Origin of the sequence: Flavobacterium tagetis (assembly GCF_016735615.1) — a bacterium.
GTDB lineage: Bacteria > Bacteroidota > Bacteroidia > Flavobacteriales > Flavobacteriaceae > Flavobacterium > Flavobacterium tagetis.
This window is the reverse complement of the sequence record NZ_JAERSF010000001.1, coordinates 1,078,189-1,096,943: the sequence shown is the minus strand read 5'-3', so window position 1 is coordinate 1,096,943 and position 18,755 is coordinate 1,078,189. Positions and strand designations below refer to the sequence as shown.

The following is an 18,755-nucleotide window of genomic DNA, read 5'->3' as shown; positions in this document are numbered from 1 at the left end:
ATGAAAAGATATATATCAATACTAGTATTGTCTATTGCCGTAATTTCATGTAAATCCAAAGCAGTAGCGGTGCAAGGAAATACAGGCCAGACAATTGTAGAGAAAGAAGACAAAAAAGTAATTGAAAAACATTACGACAACAAGTTAGATTTTTCGACTTTATACATAAAAGCAAGTGCAAGATATGCTGATGAAAAACAAAGCCAAAATGTAACTGCCGAGATTAGAATCGAAAAAGACAAGCAGATTTTAATAAGTGTTCGTTTTTTAGGCATAACAATGGCTAAAGCTTTAATAACACCTTCTGCAGTAAGTTATTATGAAAAAATGAACGGAACTTATTACGAAGGAGATTTTACAAGTTTAAGCAAATGGCTTGGAACAGATTTAGATTATTCAAAAGTTCAAAATCTATTGGTTGGAGAAGCTTTTGACGATTTAAGAAAAGGAAAATATACGCAGACAATTGTAGATAATTTATTTAGACTTGATGAAGAAAAAGACGCGAATTTAAAAAAGACCTTTTTCTTAGATGGAGAAAAATATTTAATTCAGAAAGAAGAGATTTCTCAGCCGTCTGAAAATAGAACGTTGCAAATCGCTTATTCAGACACTAAAACTTTTGATCAAGGGACACTGCCAACAAGTATAGAAATCAATGCCGTTCAGCCAAAAGGCAAAACAAGTATTAATTTGAATTACAACAATATTTCATTTAATGAAGAACTTTCTTTTCCGTATAGCGTTCCTAGCGGTTATAAAAAAGTTACAATTAAGTAAATTTGCAAAAATAAAAACAGAAACATGCCAAAATTTCTCCTAAGTCTAGTTTTAATTTGTGCCACTACATTTGTATGGGCGCAGGATTCTCAGCAAGAAAAACTGGAACAGCGTAAAGCTCAAATTCAGCAGGAAATCAGAGATAACGAAAAGATGTTGCAGTCTGTTCGCAAAAAAGAGAAATCTGCTGTGAACGAATATTTGATTCAGGCGAACAAAATTAAGCTAAAAGAGAAATTAATAAATACTACGGCGAAACAAGAAAGGCTGATTAGTAATGACATGTACATTAATCAGGTTCAGGTAAATAAACTTAAAAAAGAACTAAAAGTTTTAAAGGAAGACTATGCTGAGATGATTTTAAAATCGTACAAAAGCCGTTCTGAACAAAGCCGAGCGATGTTCATTTTATCTTCTGAAAGCTTCTTGCAAGCTTACAAAAGAGCACAATACTTAAAACAATATACTACTTTTAGAAAAAACCAAGGTCTCGAAATTCAATCTAAAACCGCTCAATTAGTAGATTTTAATGCAAAACTTGATGGGCAAAGACAAATAAAAAAGAAAGTAATTGCTGAAAACCAGAAAGAGAAAGTTACTCTGGAAGCAGAGAAAAAAGAACAGCAGAAATTAGTTAATGCTCTTAAAAAAGATAAAAACAAAATTGCTGCTGATATTCGATCAAAACAAAACGAATCTAAACGTATTGATAAACAAATTGACCGTTTAATTCGTGAAGCTATTGCAGAAGCCAATAGAAAAGCTGCTGCAGAAAGAGCAAAAGCAAATCCAGGTTCGAGTGAAGCAAAAGCACCAGTTTCTTCTTCAAAAATTGCATTGACGCCTGAAGATAAAATTCTAGCAGCTGACTTTAAAGCAAACAGAGGAAGATTGCCTTGGCCAGTAGAAAAAGGATTTATTTCTCTTGGTTATGGAGACCAGCCACACCCGCTGCACCCTTCAATCACTGTTCATAATTCTGGAGTTGAGATAACTACCGAAGATGGCGCAAGCGCTAGAGCAGTATTTGCCGGTGAAGTTTCTAAGGTTATTGTATTATCGCCAGTAAATAAAGCAGTTGTAATTCAGCATGGAGACTTTTTTACCGTCTATCAAAACTTAAGTTCTGTTTCTGTAAGTCAAGGTGATAAAGTGACAATTAAGCAAAACATCGGAAAAGTGAGAACAAGTGGTGACACAGGAAAAACCATTATTAAATTCTTGATTCTGCAAAATACATCAAACAATAATCCGGAAGGATGGTTGCAAAGCAGATAAAAATTTAAGGGAGCATTTAGCTCCCTTTTTTGTATTAATAATTTTCTTCTAAGAAATATTTTAAAACATCAGTTGTAGTTACAATACCTTTTAATTCTCCTTTGTCAACAACCGGTGCTGCATGAAATTCTTCTTTCACGAAAATTTCTGCCAAATCTCTGATAATAAGATCTGATGAGACGGTTTTAGGTTTTGAAGTCATTATTTGCGGAATTGTAAGCATTTCCAAAATAGCTTCGTCTGCACCATCTTGTCCATCGAACAATGCACCAAACGTAAGCCGGTTAATATCAGTACGGCTGATAATTCCGACTACATCTTTTCCATTAACAACTGGAAGATGTCGTATAGAATTGGATTTTAATTTTTCTACAACATTTTTTAAATCATCATTGTGACTTACTGTAATTACACTTTTGGTCATGATGTGGCTAATTGGTTCTCTCTTTTTCATAATTAGATGTGTTAGATTTAGATCAAAATTGATCAATATTTAGCAAAAGAAAGATGACTTTTGTCAGCAGAAAAAATAGGAAGAAGTCGTATATTAGATAGCATTTTTTTGAAATGAGGATGGAAAAACACTCGTTTTGATTTTAATTTCAAGTAATAAATACTAATTTAAGATTGAAGTTGTTTTGAAATTGTTACCATTGAATTTAAAAGTATTATTTTTGCAGTATGGAAACAAATAGACAGAAAAAAATAGGCGGTGTTCTTCAGAAAGATCTGGTTGACATTTTGCAAGGTGAAGTGAGAAAAAACGGAATTACAAACTTGGTAATTTCAGTATCCAAAGTAAGTGTAACTACAGATTTATCTATAGCGACAGTATATTTAAGCATTTTTCCACAAGAAAAAGCCAAAGAAACTTTAGAAGCAATAAAAACAAATTCAAATTTAATTAAACATGATTTGTCGCAGCGTGTACGTTTGCAATTACGTCGTGTTCCGAATTTGGTATTCTTTATAGATGATTCTCTAGATTATATAGAGAAAATTGACAACGCACTTGCAGGAAAAGAAAACCCAATAGAAAACCGTGATCTTTTAGAAAAAAGAAGAAAGTCATAATTTGAATTTCCCTTTATACATAGCCAAACGTTATATTTTTAGCAGTAGTAAAAACAATGCTATCAATATTATTAACCGTATTGCCAGCATGGGAATCATTGTTGGTACAATGGCTTTGTTTGTAGTTTTATCTGTTTTCAGCGGATTAAAGGTTTTCAGTCTTTCTTTCACAAACGAAATCGATCCTGATTTAAAATTGACAAGTACTTACGGAAAATCTTTTTTGCTTACTCCAGATCAAGAAAAACAAATCAAAAAAATAGATGGTGTTGCTTCTTACACAAAAATCATAGAAGAACGTGTTTTGTTTTTGTTCAAAGACAAACAGCAAGTTACATACTTGAAAGGCATTGACAGTTTATATCCGGTGGTTAACGATATCAAGAAAAAACTTTTTAATGGACAATGGCTGAAACCAGACAGTTTTCAGGTTGTAATTGGGTACGGTTTAGCACAAAATTTCTCCATGGGAATTCTTGATTTTGAAAATCCACTTCAGATTTTTGCTCCGAAACCTGGAAAAGGAGCAATTGAAAATCCAGAAGAAGCTTTCACTAAAATAGATGTTTTGCCTGTTGGAATTTATTCAATCAGTGAAGATTTAGATTCGAAATATGTATTTGCAGATTTAAGTTTAGTACAAGAATTACTAATCTATAAACCGAATCAAATTTCTGGAATTGAATTTAAATTAAAAGAAAATGCTGATGAGAATGCTATTAAAAATCAGCTAAATTCTATTTTTAAAAATAAAATCACATTAAAAAATAGAGCACAGCTAAATGAGTCTTTATATAGAATGCTTAATACCGAAAACATTGCGGTATATCTCATTTTTACATTAGTAATCATTGTGGCTCTTTTTAATTTGATTGGCGCATTGATTATGATGATTTTAGAAAAAAAGGGTAATCTGAAAACCCTTTTCAATTTAGGCTCTGACATTGGTGATCTTCGAAAGATATTTTTGTTGCAAGGAACTTTACTAAGTGTTTTTGGTGGCTTAATCGGACTTGCTTTAGGTATCATTCTCGTGATATTACAGCAGAAATTTGAGCTTATCATGATCACGCCAACCTTGGCCTATCCAGTTGTTTTTACAGTCGAAAATGTTTTAATCGTAATGGCTACAATTATTTCTTTAGGCTTTGTAGCTTCCTTAATTGCAAGTAGTCGCGTAAGTAAAAAACTACTTGATTAATAATTTCTTAAGAAATATTAATTATATTTACCGCCTTAAAAAACTACAGCATATGATTGTTTCTGCCTAATCCTATTTTATTTTTTTAGAATAATTAGGATACTTACGTTTACTTTTTTAGTTCAGATTAAGATACATCTGGACCAATTTTATCATTTATCCTAAAATATCATGACAGAAACATCTATAAAGAAAAGCTTCTTTTCTAAAATTTTTACCACTTTAAAACAAGCTTTAAAAGGCGACGAATCTTTTGACTATACTTCTGGAAGTATTAAGAAAGCAGTAATTCTATTGGCCATTCCGATGGTTTTAGAAATGATGATGGAATCGGTTTTTGCTCTAGTCGATTTATATTTCGTTGGGCATTTAGAACATAGCAGTTTTGCCATTCAGACCGTCGGTTTGACCGAATCTGTATTGACAGTAATTTATTCTCTCGCAATTGGAATGAGTATGGCTGCAACAGCAGTTGTGGCACGAAGAATTGGAGAAAAAGATCCTGTCGCTGCGGCAAAAGCTGGAATGCAAGCCATCATAATTGCATTTGCAGTTAACAGTTTGATGAGCATCTTTGGAGTTATTTATGCCAAAGAGATTTTAATTTTGATGGGATCTTCTGTAGAATCTGCAGAACATGGTTTCCGATTTACTCAGATTATGATTGGCTCTAGTTTGTGCATTATGCTTTTGTTCTTAATAAACGGAATATTCCGCGGAGCAGGAAATGCTGCCATTGCAATGAAAAGCCTTTGGATTGCAAATATTTGTAATATTATTTTATGTCCAGTTCTAATTAATGGCTTCGGACCAATTCCAGCTTTCGGACTAGTTGGTGCAGCCTTGGCAACTACTATTGGAAGAAGTATTGGAGTTTTATATCAAGTATATCATTTGTTTTTTGGAAGTGGAATTCTGAAGATTAAGATTCCCTATTTCGCTCCCGATTTTAAACAAATCAAAGCTTTAGTAAAAATCGCCGCGCCTGGAATTTTGCAATTTGTAATTGCTTCCTGCAGTTGGATTTTCTTGGCACAATTAGTAGCAACAACAGGCGGTGATCACGGTTCTGCAGGTTATCAAACGGCATTGAGAATTATGATGTTTTTTATTCTTCCAGCTTGGGGATTGAGTAATGCCGCTGCGACTTTGGTTGGTCAGAATTTAGGAGCCAAACAAATCGAACGAGCTGAAAAATCAGTTTATACAACTGCCAGATATAATGTAATTTTCATGGCTTCGATTATGATTATTACTTTGGTTTTTGGACAATATATTATTTCGTTTTTCACGAATGATCAACAGGTTAAAACCATTGCGATTGAAGCATTGCAGATTATGAGCATCGGATTTATTTTCTACGGAATCGGAATGGTTTTAATTAACACGTTTAACGGAGCTGGAGACACTTGGACACCAACAGGAATTAACTTTTTCGGATTTTGGCTGTTTCAAATTCCATTAGCTTTTGTTCTTGCAAAACATTTTAATATGGGACCGACAGGAGTTTTTATTGCCATTCCTGTAGCTGAAACGGCGATAACTTTAACTGGAATCTTTTTCTATAAAAGAGGAAAGTGGAAGAGATTTCAAGTTTAGTTTGTACAATATTTCTTAGTTTTAATCGTTAAATCTATTTAAACCAAAAAAGTAGATTTATGAAAACCAAAATCAAAGTTTTAGTAGTTTTTTGTTTAGCCATATTCGGATTTATGGCTTTTAGACCATTAGATAAAAAAATCGTTGCTATTGATGCAGGTCATGGAGGTTATGATGTAGGTGCAGATGTAAAAGGATTTGAAGAAAAAGCAATTACCGAAGCAGTTGCTGTTAAAATGAAAGAACTGAATAAAAATGAGAATCTTGAAATCGTTTTAATTCGTGACGGAGACACCAGCATGGATTTAAGAGAACGAACTAGGATTATAAACAACCTTAAACCCGACTTAGTGATTTCATTACACGTTGATGCTAATGTAAATGATAAAGTAAATGGAGTGGGAGCTTGTATTTCTTCAAAGAAAACATTTTACGATCAATCGAAAGAGACTGCAGAAACGGTAATAAATAAGATTTCTGGAACAGGAAATCTAGCAAAGAGATATGTAAATGAAGCACCTTTTTATATCTTAAAAAACGCAGAGTGTCCTATGGTACATTTAGAGATGGGATTTTTATCTAATGAAAAGGATAGAAATTATATCACCAGCGAAAAAGGGCAAAATGAAATTGCAGAGAAGATTTTAGAATCTTTAAATTAAATATTTTTAAAAGAAAAGACCTTCAGAAATGAAGGTCTTTTTTATTTTAAACAAACTCATATCCAGAATAAACTTCTTCAATTTCCTTCATAATCGTAAATAAATCTTCAGGAGCATCTGTGGTAACCAGTTTTTGTTTGAATTCTTTAAACGAATGAATTCCTTTGAAATAGTTTGTATAATGACGACGCATTTCTACAATTCCCAAACGTTCGCCTTTCCATTCCATAGACCATTTTAAGTGGTTTCTGGCTGCTTCAACACGATCGATAACCGTTGGAGCAGGCAAGTGCTCGCCAGTTTTGAAATAGTGTTTGATTTCGTTAAAAATCCATGGATAACCAATCGCGGCGCGGCCAATCATGATACCATCAATTCCGTATTCATTTTTATATTTTAATGCTTTTTCTGGACTGTCAATATCGCCATTTCCGAAAATTGGCATTGTAATTCTTGGATTGTTTTTCACACGTGCAATATGAGACCAGTCAGAATGACCTTTGTACATTTGCGCACGAGTTCTAGCGTGAATAGTTAAAGCTTGAACGCCAATATCCTGAAGTCTTTCTGCAACTTCATCAATATTTATTGAGCTATCATCCCAGCCTAAACGCGTTTTTACTGTAACAGGCAAATCTGTTCCTTTGATAACCGCTTTGGTTAAACGTACCATCAAATCAACGTCTTTTAAAACTCCTGCTCCAGCACCACGACAAACTACTTTTTTTACTGGGCATCCAAAATTGATATCCACTAAGTCAGGTTTTACAGTAGAAACAATTTTAGATGACATTTCCATTGCTTCTTCATCACCACCAAAAATCTGAATTCCAATAGGGCGTTCGTAATCAAAAATATCCAGCTTCATGCGGCTTTTTATAGCGTCACGAATTAATCCTTCCGACGAAATAAATTCAGAATACATCATGTCAGCGCCATGTGTTTTGCATAATCTGCGAAACGGCGGATCGCTAACATCTTCCATCGGTGCTAGTAATAAAGGAAATTCGGGTAATTCTATGTTGCCAATCTTGACCATCTTCGTAATTTTTTGCAAAATTACAACATTTTAGTCGAATTGGCACAATTCGAGAGACAAAGGCTCAAAGTAACAAAGTGACAAAGGCTTTTTATAGTACTGATTAACAGCCTTTGAACCTTTGTTGCTTTGTTACTTTGCTCCTATATTAAGACCTATAATCAAAAAATCGAATTGGTTTTCGGCTCATTGGATTAAAAACCAGCGGATTCAAAACTTCTTTTGAAGCAAATTCTATTTTTGGAGTCACTCTCAATTTGGCTCTAAAGTGATCTTTTATTTCTTGTAAAAATTCTGGGGTTTGATTTTTTACCGCAATTTTAATCAGGATTTCATCTGTGCCTAAATCGTTAGTTGAAATTTCAATCAAATGATTTTCGATATTATCAAAACTGCTTAGAACATCGTTCATTGCTGGTGGATAAAGCGTTGTACCTTTATATTTAATCATTTGTTTTTTACGGCCAACAACTGGACCAACACGTAAAGTATTTCTTCCGCAAGCGCAAGGCTCATCATGAAACTGAACCATGTCTCCCGTTTTAAAACGCAGTAAAGGCATCGCTTCAATTCCTAAAGTAGTAAAGGTTAATTCGCCCGTTTCCCCGTTTTTTACTGGCTGATTATTTTCGTCTAAAACTTCAACAATGATCAATTCTGGGTGATGATGTCCGCCTTTTCCGTGTTCACATTCTGTAAAAGCGGTGCTCATTTCGGTAGAAGCATAAGTCGAAAACAACTTAATATTCCATTTATCGGTGATTTTTTTCGATAGAATATTCATGGAGAAATCTTGTTCTCTCAAAGATTCCCCAATACAGATTGCACCTTTTATGCTTGAATTGTTATAATCGATTCCGTGCATTTCAGCATATTCGATTAATTTTAAAAGGAAAGAAGGAACTGTAATCAAATAAGACGGATTGTATTTTAGGATAGAATCCCATTGCATTTCTGGAATTCCAGCGCCAACACGAATTACCCCAACTTTCAGTTTTCGAAGACCAAGAAAATAAGCCAAACCAGCCATAAATTTTCTATCAATTGTGGTCATTAATTGTACCACATCGCCTTCTGCAATTCCGGCGCAGGCAAATGAAATAGCCTCATTATAAGCCAATCGATCTAAGTCAGAATCAGTTAGACCGAAAGTAACGGGATCGCCTAAAGTTCCCGAGGTCGAGGCATAATCTATAATTTTATGTTGCGGAACGCACAAAAAATCATCATTATATTGCTGTAAATCTTCTTTGGTTGTAACAGGTAAATGTTGTAAATCTTCCAGTGTTTTTACCTTCGAAATATCAATATTCTGTCCTGCAAAAAGTCTTTTATAAAAAGGAGAATTCTCACTGATATAAGCTAAAAGTTCGGCTAATTTTTTTTCTTGAAAAATTTTAATCTCTTCTAAAGAATCTTTTTCTATTGCTGGAATCATTGTAATTTTCTTTTGACTTTTTTTAAATATTTTTCAATCTCTTGTTTTTGAGGAACTGTAGTAATTTCATGGCTTAAAGCTTTTTCAAAATTAAGCTTTGCCTGAAGAAATTCCTTTTTTTGGTAAAAGTACAATCCTGCCTTATAATATACAACCCAATAATTAGGGTTTAACGCTTGATAATTCTGAAGAAACTCGGGAGAAACGTTTTTTTTCTTTTCTAAAATAGAATCTATTTTATGATCTTCAATTTTAAATTTTTTAAAGTTTTGAAAAGCGGTTGTTTCCAAAAAAGGATCTTTGGCAATATTCAGATTTTCTTTTTGAAAAGATTTTGCTGCATCATGGTTTTCACCAAAAATCGAATCTAAATCATAACAGACAAATTCACCCAATTGAAACGGATTTGCCGAAACCCAAACTAATTTTTCTTTTGGTTTAAAGATAATTCCGTGATGTGCCAAAAGTTGATTCAAGGCTTTTTCATTTCCATATCCTAAAGAAATATTTTTTAAGCCTTCTTTGTCTCGAAGAATTTCCGAAGCAATCTCAGGATTTACTTTCGGATTTTCAGATAGCAATTCCTGCATTCTTTCATAACGGTATTCGGAATGGCTGTTGGCAATTTGTTCCAGATTTCGTTTATCTTCTTTGAAAGCTTCACCTTGAAAATGATTCGAACAAATTAATTGATCGCTGTTTGGAACATCATAAACGTCCATTTTATTTGGAGAAACTTCAATTAAAATGGCTTTGTTATCATTGGCACTTCCAACCATAATGGATTCAGAAACAAAGACTTTTCTTTTTTTTGCAATGGCAATGGCTTCGTCCAGATTTTTCGCATGTTGCAAAATTTCGCGAGTCAAGATCGAAATCGGAGTTTTCGCGCTAAGCGGAATTTTAGATTTAGAAGCATTTATGGTTACAGTCAATCCTTCGTAATTCATTCCAGAAACAGCGCCAATCATTCCTGGCCAAGTTACCATCATAAAAGGATATCCTTCTTTTGGTTTGATAAAGGCCACAATTTTATTTTCCGCGAAAGCATCATTCACATAAAAATCAAAATTTCGAGCCAGAATTAAATTTCCATCTTCCGATTTTTCGTTCCAAGCCGCAAAAGAAGAACAGCCCACTAAAGCCAAATCCTGTAACGCGTGTCCAATATCATGAGCGGCATGTAAGTACAAACTGCGCTGATATTGCGGTGCGATATTATCAAAGTCATTCGAAGTATATTGCGAAACACCATAAATTTCGGTTTGATATTCGTCGGGAACATTCAAGTATAATTTTCGATTGTACCATTTTAAAAACTGACGAAGCATTTTCTGCTGGAATTTTGACGGAATTAAATCGGTTATTTTCGAGAAAAAAATACGCTGCTGTTTGTGCAAAAGAGAATCAGTCAGCGCGCCAGTCGAAAGTCCAATTTCGAGCGGATCGCCTTCTACATATAATTCCCAAAGACCTTGTTTGTTTTTTAAAAGTGAGTTTTTTCCAGAAAGAAAAATACTGTCTGATATTTTTTCAACAACAGGTTTTGTCGAATTAAAAGCAGCGATATCTGGAATATGTTTTTTTGATTTTGAAGTACCGCAGGAAGTCATCAAGCTTAAAAAACCGATAAGAAAGAAATAAAAAATTCGGCTTTTCATGATTCAATTATTCAGATGCTTTTTTAATTTTTTCCAGCAGATATTCTTTTCCTACAATTTCAGAGCAAGTTATGACCGCTCCAACCGTAACTCCCAAGACACCATGCATGTTAATACTTTGGCCTGTAAGATAAAGATTTTCTACCTTAGTTTTAGTCGGAATTAAAGTTTTCATCGGATTATTAGAATCTTTAACATATCCGTACATATTTCCGCCGTCTCCACCTATGTAGTCGCGATAGGAAAGTGGAGTAGAAGTATGAACCGATTTAATACATTCTTTTATTCCAGGAAATTTTTTCTCGATTTCTTCTAAAAATTTGGCAGCTTTTTTAGCTTTGAAATCCTCATAACTTTCTCCTCGGTCGTTTTCTTCAAAAGTGGTATTGAAAGTATCTTCCCAAGCTTTGACATCATCATATTTCATATAAGTCAAAAACGTCATTCCGTCTGCCCATTCTTCGTCTTTTTTTGACGGATTCATAGATGCCATAAAGGTTTTGGGCCATGAATTTTCGTCGTATTCATAAGCGGTCCAAACATCATCTGCACTTTTAAAATGGTAATAATTATGATTGATGTATTTAAAAGATTTGGGTTTAAAAACGATATACAAACTGAAAGCAGAAAGTACACTTTCAAGATTTTGAATTCTATTGAAAAACGGTTTTCTAAAGTTCTCTTGACCCGCCATTTTCAAAGTCGTTTTTGGTTCTATGTTCGAAATAAAATACGTTCCAGAAACTTCGGTTCCGTCTTTCATTTGTACCGAATTTACCTTTAGGTTTTCGACTTCGATCTTGGTGACTTCTTTATGTTTGAAAAATTCTCCACCATATTTTTTTAGCTGTTTCAGCAATTGTTTGGTAATCTGACTTCCGCCATTTACACAACGCCATGAACTTTCGATATACGAATTGACCACAAGAGCATGAACGTAAAATGGCGATTTATCTGGAATTCCGGCGTAGAGAAAATTGGATCCAGCTAAAACCGCTTTCAGTTTTTCATTTTCAGTAAAAGAATCGATGGTTTCTTTCGCGTTGAGCGCTAAAATTTCATCGTCATATTTTCCCTCCGATTCTAGATTGTAAAGCGGAAATGCTTTGCAGACCTCTTTTATTCTTTGACAATAGTCGAAGAGATTTTCTTTTTCTTCAGGAAAGTATTTTGTCAGTTGCTGAATGAAATTTTCGAAACCTTGCGCATGCGGATATTCGGTTTTATCATCATCAAAAGAAATAATATCAAAACCATTTTCGTCTAATTTTTTCAGATTCAAATGGTCCATTATTCCAATATATTTGAAATACTGATGAAGATTTTGGCCTTCGCCTAAACCTCCGATATAATGAATTCCGGTATCAAAAATGGTTTTATCTCTAACGAAAGTCTGAAGATTTCCGCCATATTGATTGTTTTTTTCGAGTACACAAACGCTGTAGCCTTCTTTTGCCAGAATAACAGCAGAAACCAATCCGCCTAAACCGCTGCCAATTATGACTACATCGTATTGTTTTTTCATCCTTTTTTCTTTAAAACTAGTAAAGCATTTTCTTCAGAAACAATTTCAAAATTCTCAAACTGACTTTTTAAACGAGAAGAATTGACTAAAATTATAAAAGAAACATTTAGAACCCGTTTTTCGATTTCATCGTGATAGCTTTCGTCAGAAATTAAAACAATATCATATTGATTTTCAAATGCCGATTCTAACTTTTCGAGATATGTTATTTTCCTCTTTTTAACTAAATAATTCGTTTTGGCAACCAGCAATTTTTCTTCATCATTTATAAAAGAAACTATTTTTCGCTGTGGTTCCTGTAAAGCAAGCAAAACATCCAACTGGCCGTAATCGCTTCCTAAATGAAGGATTTTTGCTTTTGGAGTAATGTATTTGTTTAAATTATAATAGACTTCCAGATTCTGTTTTAAATCCTTTTTTACGCTATTTCCAACTTCGATTTCTTTATAATCGTAACTGTTAATAAGCATTGTTTTGAAATAATCTGGACCTTCAAGTTCTTGTCTTATTTTGCGATATTCGGCCTTAAAGAACGAACTGATTTGTTTGGTTCTTTCGGTATAATTAGTTCCAAATGAAAGATCATCTGGAGCAATTCTTTCTAAAATCGTAACCGTCAATTTTCCGTGGTGAATGACAAAATCACCTTTCGGAATTAACTCCGAAGCACCATGAATAACCACCGGAATAATATCAATTTTAAATTCTTCGGCAAGGAAAAAAGCACCTTTGTGGAATCGTTTCACCACATTATTTTCTGAACGTGTTCCTTCTGGAAAGACCATTAAAGAATAACCTTGTTCTACTTTTTTGCGTAAATGTTCAACACCGCCCTCCAAACCTTCAGAAACGGGATAAAAACCTGCTTTTCTCACAACACCGCCAAAAATAGGAGAGTTGTAAACCCAGTCGCTCACCAAGAAAATGATTTTTGGACTCAGCATTCCGATTGCTAAAATGTCTAGAAACGAAGAATGATTGGCAATAATTACGGCTGGTTTCTCAAAAGTTTCATTGAAATTGTTAACGACTTTTTTGCGAATAAACGGATTCGAATACAATACCGATTTCATGAATTTTGAAATCACATATCGGAAAGCTTTCATTTTTGATTTTTTGCTGAAAGGCAAGATCGGCATGATCGTAAAACTGAAAATCGACATTACGATTCCGCCCAAACCATAATAAGCAAATGAAATTACACCATGAATAAATGTTCGTAATTGAAAAGGCGGATTTCCTTTTTTCGGACGATTCGATAAAAACAGTTTGAATAAAATCGGATAGAAAATAAAAGTAATAATCAGCGCCGCAAAAACCCCGATTAAAGAAACCAGTGAAATCGAAGTAAGTGCAGGATGTTTGGCAAAAATCATCGCGCCGATTCCTAAGATTGTCGTGATAACGGCCAAGATGATTGAGGTTCTGTAAATCGCAATTTCGTTAACGCCATTGGTGTATTCTTTTTGCAAGGCACTGGTCATGAAAATACTAAAATCGACTCCGTGACCAAAAATTAAAGTGCAGACAATCATACTGAAAATGTTCATCTGAATGCCAAAAATGCCCATAATTCCTGCGGTTACAATTCCTGTCAAAGCAATTGGAATACAGCTTATGATAACCAATTCGATTCTTCGGAAAAAGAAAAACAGAATTAAAATTACGGCTACAAAAGAATAATTTACAAGCGAATTAAAATCGGTTTTTAAAGTGCTGAAAAACGTTTCGTTCATCTGCTGGCGATCAATCGCAATTATGTTTTCTTTTGTGGAAGCCGATTTTACAAAAGTATCTCGTTGTTCTGGCGATACTTTTACTAAAGTTGAAATGGTATAAAAACCATTTTTTTCGGTTATAAATTCTTGTAATTGAAGCGCTTTGATTTTTAAAAATTCAGATGCAGAAACTGGTTTGAAATCAAAGTCTAAGTGATCAAAAAACAGATTGTATGTTGTGGGTTTAAAACCAAGTTTAGCACCTTCTGAGATTAATTCAGATTTTACAAATTGTTTTTTCTGCGAATTCCAAAACGAATTCCATTTCTTAATTTTTTCAATTTGAGCTTGTTGCGAAAGTACAATTCCGCCAACAGAACTGAAATTTAAAATTTTATCTTGTTGTTTTGCTGCAGATAAATCCTCAAAAAGTTTACTGTTGTATTGCAAAGCTTCTTCCATGGTTTTTCCGTATGAAGCAACATAAATAGTTTTGGAAGTTAAACTTGTGCTTTCTTCCAATTGTTTTTCGGCAGCTTTGATTTCTTTCGGAATAAAATTCAGTTGCGATAAATCGTTATTGAAACCGACATCATTATAAGTAAAACAACAGATTATGGTAATGATAACGCAAAGTCCGATTAAGATTTTATTGTTATGAAAAGAAAAATGAGCCATTTTATCGATCACATTCTTTTTATGATCTGCTGGATTTTCTGTTGGTTTGTATAAATGCGGAACAATCAAAAGAGAGAAAACTCCCGTTGCCATAACAATAACGGCAGCGAAAATTCCGAGATCGTTTAAGGCATCCGATTTTACAAAAAGCAAACATAAAAAAGCAACCGCAGTTGTAGAACTGCTCATGATGACCGGCATCGTAATGTCTTTGTACAACGTTTTTACATCGCTATTATGCTTATAATGTGTGAGAATGTGAATAGAATAATCAATCGTAATTCCCAATAAAATAGAACCAATTCCTAATGAAATTGCTGAGATTTGTTCTCTCACAAAATATAAAAAGGCAACCGCAAACAAACCTCCAAAAACCGTTGGCAGAAAAATAATCAGCGGAATTAAGACTTTGCGATAAAATAAAATTAGAATCAGCATTAAAGTAAACATCGCAATTGATGTTGTTAAAATAATATCTCCTTTAATCTGATTGGCATTGGCAACTGCAATTAATGCAGAACCAAAATAACTAATAGACGTTTTTCCTTTAAATTGGGTATTTAGATTTTCCTGAATTGATTTCAGTTTTTCAGCAAAAATGGTATTCTTTTCTGTTTCGCTCGACGGAATATTTGAAGTAATAAAAAGCAGTAATTTCTTTTTATCCTTCGTCATTACAAAACCATTTTCGAGCGTAAAATCATCGCCAATATTTAATTGCTGTAATTTTTTTAAAGCAATAAAAGATATCCCAAACGGATCTTGTAGAATAAAATCTTTGGTTATAAATCCCGAAGGAGAAATGATCGATTTGTAATTTCCTTGAACGGTTCCTGCAATACTGTCTTTTTGCAGTTTTTGCTCTATGTTTTTATAATCAGTATCATCCAGAAAAAGAGGCAGATTGTTGTAAACAAAATCAATAGTTTCTTGAATGTTTTCTTCGTCAATTTTTCCTTGAATTCCTGTTATGTACGGTTTGCAAGATTTAGAAACGCTATCTGAAAAAACAGTTGCCATTTCTTTTAAATCTTCGGCAGAACCATTTTTATCCAAACTGAAAATTACGGTAGTTTTATCGGCAAAGTTTAATTGTTTTAAGACTTTGGCAGTAACATCGGTTTTGTCGTTGGTCGGGATAAGTTTGGTAATATCTTCTTCAAACTTCAATCTTGAAGCGAAAAATCCAAAAACTAGAAGCATCAAAACAGCCAATAGAACCGAAAGAGATTTTCTTCGGTTTACAAACAAATGAATGGCATAGAAGTATTGATGCATGGTAATTTTATTTTTTGACGCAATTCAAAGATTAGCTTTAGTTTGTCACCCTGAGCGAAGTCGAAGGGCGTTCCAATTGGACGTGGGCTTCGACTTCGCTCAGCCTGACAAACTGGATATAAAAATCATTTTAATCCTTTTAATCTGTGGCAAACTTAACTTAAATATTCGGTTTGTTTTTAGAACTAAAAGCCGTTAAAAGCAAATAACTTATGAGACCAACTGATAGTGCTGAAACGGTTGCTAAAATAAGACTTCCTACGATATATTGCGTAGCATTTTTTTGAATATCATCGAGAGTGATTGAACTGTCCAAAACCAGTGGCGCATCGCTAGATACGAAAACACTTCCAACTTGAAGTGAAGCAAAAATAATAAACGGAATAAAAGGCGGGAAACTTACGTTTGAAGTAAGGTAAGCAATGACTTTGTTGAGCCTAAACAAAGCGGCAAAAGTAAAAAGTAATATGGTTTGAAATCCCCAGAAAGGAGAAAGTCCGATAAAAATACCTAAAGCAATTGCGGCCGATTTTTTAAAATTAGAATCGTTGCTTTCTAAAATATCTTCTAAAAAGAATTTTTTAAAACCTTTTTTTTTAGCTCTTCTAAAAAAATCTCTCGGCTTTATATACAGCAATGCATTGGTCACCAAAACCGTATTTAAAATACTGATTCGGGTAAAATCTTGAAACGGTCGAAAATGCGAAACCCTTTCGGCAGGATCGTATAAAACCTGAATCGGAATATTTTTTACCACAATTCCCTTCCAAGCAGCGCGAACAATAACTTCAATTTCAAACTCAAATTTATTGGTATAAAAACGTTTTGGAAGCAAACGAAGCGGATACAATCTAAATCCAGATTGTGTGTCGTCTAGTTTAATTCCAGTTTCAAACTTGAACCAGAAATTAGAAAACTTATTTCCAAAACTGCTTTTTTTCGGAACATTTTCCTGTGTCATATTTCGGCTTCCAATCAAAAGAGCATTTGGCTCTTCTTGAATTGCTGCCAAAAAAGCAGGAATATCTGTTGCAAAATGCTGACCGTCAGAATCGATTGTAATGGCATATTCAAAATTTAGTTCAAGCGCTTTTCTAAATCCGTTTCTCAGCGCTCTTCCTTTTCCTAAATTTTTCGGATGATGAATTTGAGTTAGCAGCGAATATGATTTTAGAATTTCGGCAGTTGAATCGGTTGAACCGTCATTGATAATAATGACATTTGTGGTGAAATCTAAAATAGAATCCAGTACTTTTTTCAGCGTTTTTTGATTATTGTACGTAGGTACAATAACGCAAAAGTTAGTCGAACTAAGTAATTCTTGCTGTGATTTCATGTGGTATTTTTTGAGCTTACTTCACAAATTGCTTCTCTTTTTCAGAGAAACTTTTAGATTGTAAAACAAAGTCTTTAAGATAATCTTTCAAAACAGCACCTTGCGAAGCATAATATGTCGTGATGAATTTTTTATCTTCTTTGATGTTTTTCTTGTAGCCCGTAATACCAGGAACATCTTCTTGAACACTCAGTCTGATCATTCGCATTTCTATATTGCTTGGATCGCTTTTTATTGTTGCTTCAAGTAATTTTGCGCCTTCTTTAAAACGCTCCATTTTCTGACCTAATTTCTTTTCGAATTTAGAATCTACTAAAATAGAAGCTGCTTTGTAGGCTACTAAAATCTTATCATCATTATTTGAAACACCAGAAAGCTTTGTTACAAACTCTTTAGCATTGGTTTCAGATTTTGCTACATCAGAATACATTTTGCGGATAGAAGCCAAATCTGGCGTTCCAGCAAAACTAACCCATAAAAGTAATGTTAGTAACAGTTTCATAATTATATTTTTTTGTACACATTACTCAATTTAAGAGCAGTAGTGTCGTTAAAGTAAGTCGTGTTTTTCACTTTTACTAAACCATCTTCAGTAGTTGTAACATCAAGTTCTAATCGTAATTCTGGTGTAACCTCAGGATTAATCAGCGCCATGAATTTTACATTTGCCAAAGATTGAATCATCAGCGAACTTTTGGTAATAGATTCTGTCAGTTCTTTAATAATTTGAATCATGCAAACACCAGGCATAATAGGATTTCCGGGGAAATGTCCTTTAAAAACCTCATGTTTTTCGTTGACTAAAATTGTAACAGTATATTTTGAATCAGATACTTTTTCTTCTGATAGTATTTTATAAAAATCTTGTAAAATCATATTTTTTATTTTGTCTTGAATGTATAGCTGATACCAATCTGGAAAACTTGGTTCAAAATCACATCATCGTAATAATAATCATTATCATTATGATATCCATTATAGCCATAAATGTCAACTAATCCCTGCTTAATTCTCGCTTCAAAAGTCAGTCCGTTTGGTAATGTATAGCCCAAACCACCAACAAAGGCAAGGTCAAAATCCTCTGGATTAGAATTAATGTAATTATCACTAACTTTTAAATCTAATGATGGTCCTGCTAATAGATGAAAACCACCACCTCCAAAGTTAAATTTAGCAACCGCTCCAAGCGTTATATAATTTAGCTCATACTTTTCAGAATAATAACGGCCATTTTCAAAGTATCTTCCTTCATCACCTTGTCTTGAATAATTTATTTCTGGCTGAACTGAGAAAAATTTATTGAATTTAATATTCACTAATCCACCAACGTAGAAGTCTGTTTTTGAGCTATTATCATCGATATTGCTTAATGTTGAGACATTCAAACCTCCCCTAAGTCCAGGGCTAACTTTTACCTGCGCTTCTGCTTGGATTCCGATTAATAAAACAAATGCAAGTACAACAAAATTTCTCATTTCTAATTGATTT

The 18,755-nt window shown here is 33.7% G+C and carries 16 protein-coding genes; 6 read left to right on the top strand and 10 right to left on the bottom strand.

The genetic code is table 11. From position 1 onward, the window contains the following. Together lolB1 and JI750_RS04765 are read left to right on the top strand one after the other, a co-directional pair. Positions 1-780, top strand: coding sequence for a lipoprotein insertase outer membrane protein LolB1 (gene lolB1, locus JI750_RS04770; RefSeq protein WP_201999186.1), 780 nt, complete (start codon positions 1-3; stop codon positions 778-780). Between the two features lie 24 nt (positions 781-804). Then, complete coding sequence (locus JI750_RS04765) at positions 805-2,058, top strand: murein hydrolase activator EnvC family protein (protein ID WP_201999185.1); 1,254 nt, start codon at positions 805-807, stop codon at positions 2,056-2,058. 34 nt (positions 2,059-2,092) lie between these two features. Here the strand turns inward: JI750_RS04765 and JI750_RS04760 are convergent, their stop codons facing one another. Beyond that, the gene (locus JI750_RS04760) at positions 2,093-2,512 is read right to left on the bottom strand and encodes a CBS domain-containing protein (protein ID WP_201999184.1); all 420 of its coding nucleotides are present in this window, start codon (positions 2,510-2,512) and stop codon (positions 2,093-2,095) included. Positions 2,513-2,739: 227 nt separating this feature from the next. Here JI750_RS04760 and rbfA point away from each other — a divergent pair, with 227 nt between their 5' ends. From rbfA to JI750_RS04740, 4 genes are all read left to right on the top strand, one after another. After that, positions 2,740-3,132, top strand: a complete 393-nt coding sequence (gene rbfA, locus JI750_RS04755; protein ID WP_201999183.1) for a 30S ribosome-binding factor RbfA — start codon at positions 2,740-2,742, stop codon at positions 3,130-3,132. A gap of 1 nt (position 3,133) precedes the next feature. Then, positions 3,134-4,333 (top strand): ABC transporter permease, encoded by a 1,200-nt coding sequence (locus JI750_RS04750; protein WP_201999182.1) that lies wholly within the window; start codon positions 3,134-3,136, stop codon positions 4,331-4,333. 171 nt (positions 4,334-4,504) lie between these two features. Beyond that, entirely contained in the window at positions 4,505-5,932 is a 1,428-nt protein-coding gene (locus JI750_RS04745; protein WP_201999181.1) for an MATE family efflux transporter, read from the top strand. 59 nt (positions 5,933-5,991) lie between these two features. Beyond that, on the top strand, positions 5,992-6,594 hold the full coding sequence (locus JI750_RS04740; protein WP_201999180.1) for an N-acetylmuramoyl-L-alanine amidase family protein: 603 nt from the start codon (positions 5,992-5,994) through the stop codon (positions 6,592-6,594). Between the two features lie 46 nt (positions 6,595-6,640). On the opposite strand, the gene dusB is transcribed toward JI750_RS04740, so the two are convergent. The 9 genes from dusB to JI750_RS04695 form a co-directional block, all read right to left on the bottom strand. Then, positions 6,641-7,633 (bottom strand): tRNA dihydrouridine synthase DusB, encoded by a 993-nt coding sequence (gene dusB, locus JI750_RS04735; protein WP_201999179.1) that lies wholly within the window; start codon positions 7,631-7,633, stop codon positions 6,641-6,643. Between the two features lie 148 nt (positions 7,634-7,781). After that, a complete protein-coding gene (flxY, locus tag JI750_RS04730; RefSeq protein WP_201999178.1) occupies positions 7,782-9,071 on the bottom strand; it encodes a flexirubin biosynthesis putative acyl-CoA ligase FlxY in 1,290 nt (429 codons plus the stop codon). Continuing rightward, positions 9,068-10,732, bottom strand: a complete 1,665-nt coding sequence (locus tag JI750_RS04725) for a C45 family autoproteolytic acyltransferase/hydrolase (RefSeq protein WP_201999177.1) — start codon at positions 10,730-10,732, stop codon at positions 9,068-9,070. The genes flxY and JI750_RS04725 overlap by 4 nt, the downstream gene beginning before the upstream one ends. 7 nt (positions 10,733-10,739) lie before the next feature. Further along, a complete protein-coding gene (locus JI750_RS04720) occupies positions 10,740-12,257 on the bottom strand; it encodes a phytoene desaturase family protein (RefSeq protein ID WP_201999176.1) in 1,518 nt (505 codons plus the stop codon). Next, complete coding sequence (locus JI750_RS04715; RefSeq protein WP_201999175.1) at positions 12,254-15,931, bottom strand: 1-acyl-sn-glycerol-3-phosphate acyltransferase; 3,678 nt, start codon at positions 15,929-15,931, stop codon at positions 12,254-12,256. Before JI750_RS04715 ends, JI750_RS04720 begins: the two co-directional genes overlap by 4 nt. 160 nt (positions 15,932-16,091) lie before the next feature. Further along, entirely contained in the window at positions 16,092-17,267 is a 1,176-nt protein-coding gene (locus JI750_RS04710) for a DUF2062 domain-containing protein (RefSeq protein WP_201999174.1), read from the bottom strand. A 16-nt stretch (positions 17,268-17,283) separates the two neighbouring features. Further along, a complete protein-coding gene (locus JI750_RS04705; RefSeq protein WP_201999173.1) occupies positions 17,284-17,769 on the bottom strand; it encodes a hypothetical protein in 486 nt (161 codons plus the stop codon). Positions 17,770-17,771: 2 nt separating this feature from the next. Continuing rightward, positions 17,772-18,143, bottom strand: coding sequence for an ApeI family dehydratase (locus JI750_RS04700; protein WP_201999172.1), 372 nt, complete (start codon positions 18,141-18,143; stop codon positions 17,772-17,774). A gap of 5 nt (positions 18,144-18,148) precedes the next feature. Then, positions 18,149-18,742, bottom strand: a complete 594-nt coding sequence (locus tag JI750_RS04695; protein WP_201999171.1) for a porin family protein — start codon at positions 18,740-18,742, stop codon at positions 18,149-18,151. Between the last annotated feature and the right edge of the window lie 13 nt (positions 18,743-18,755).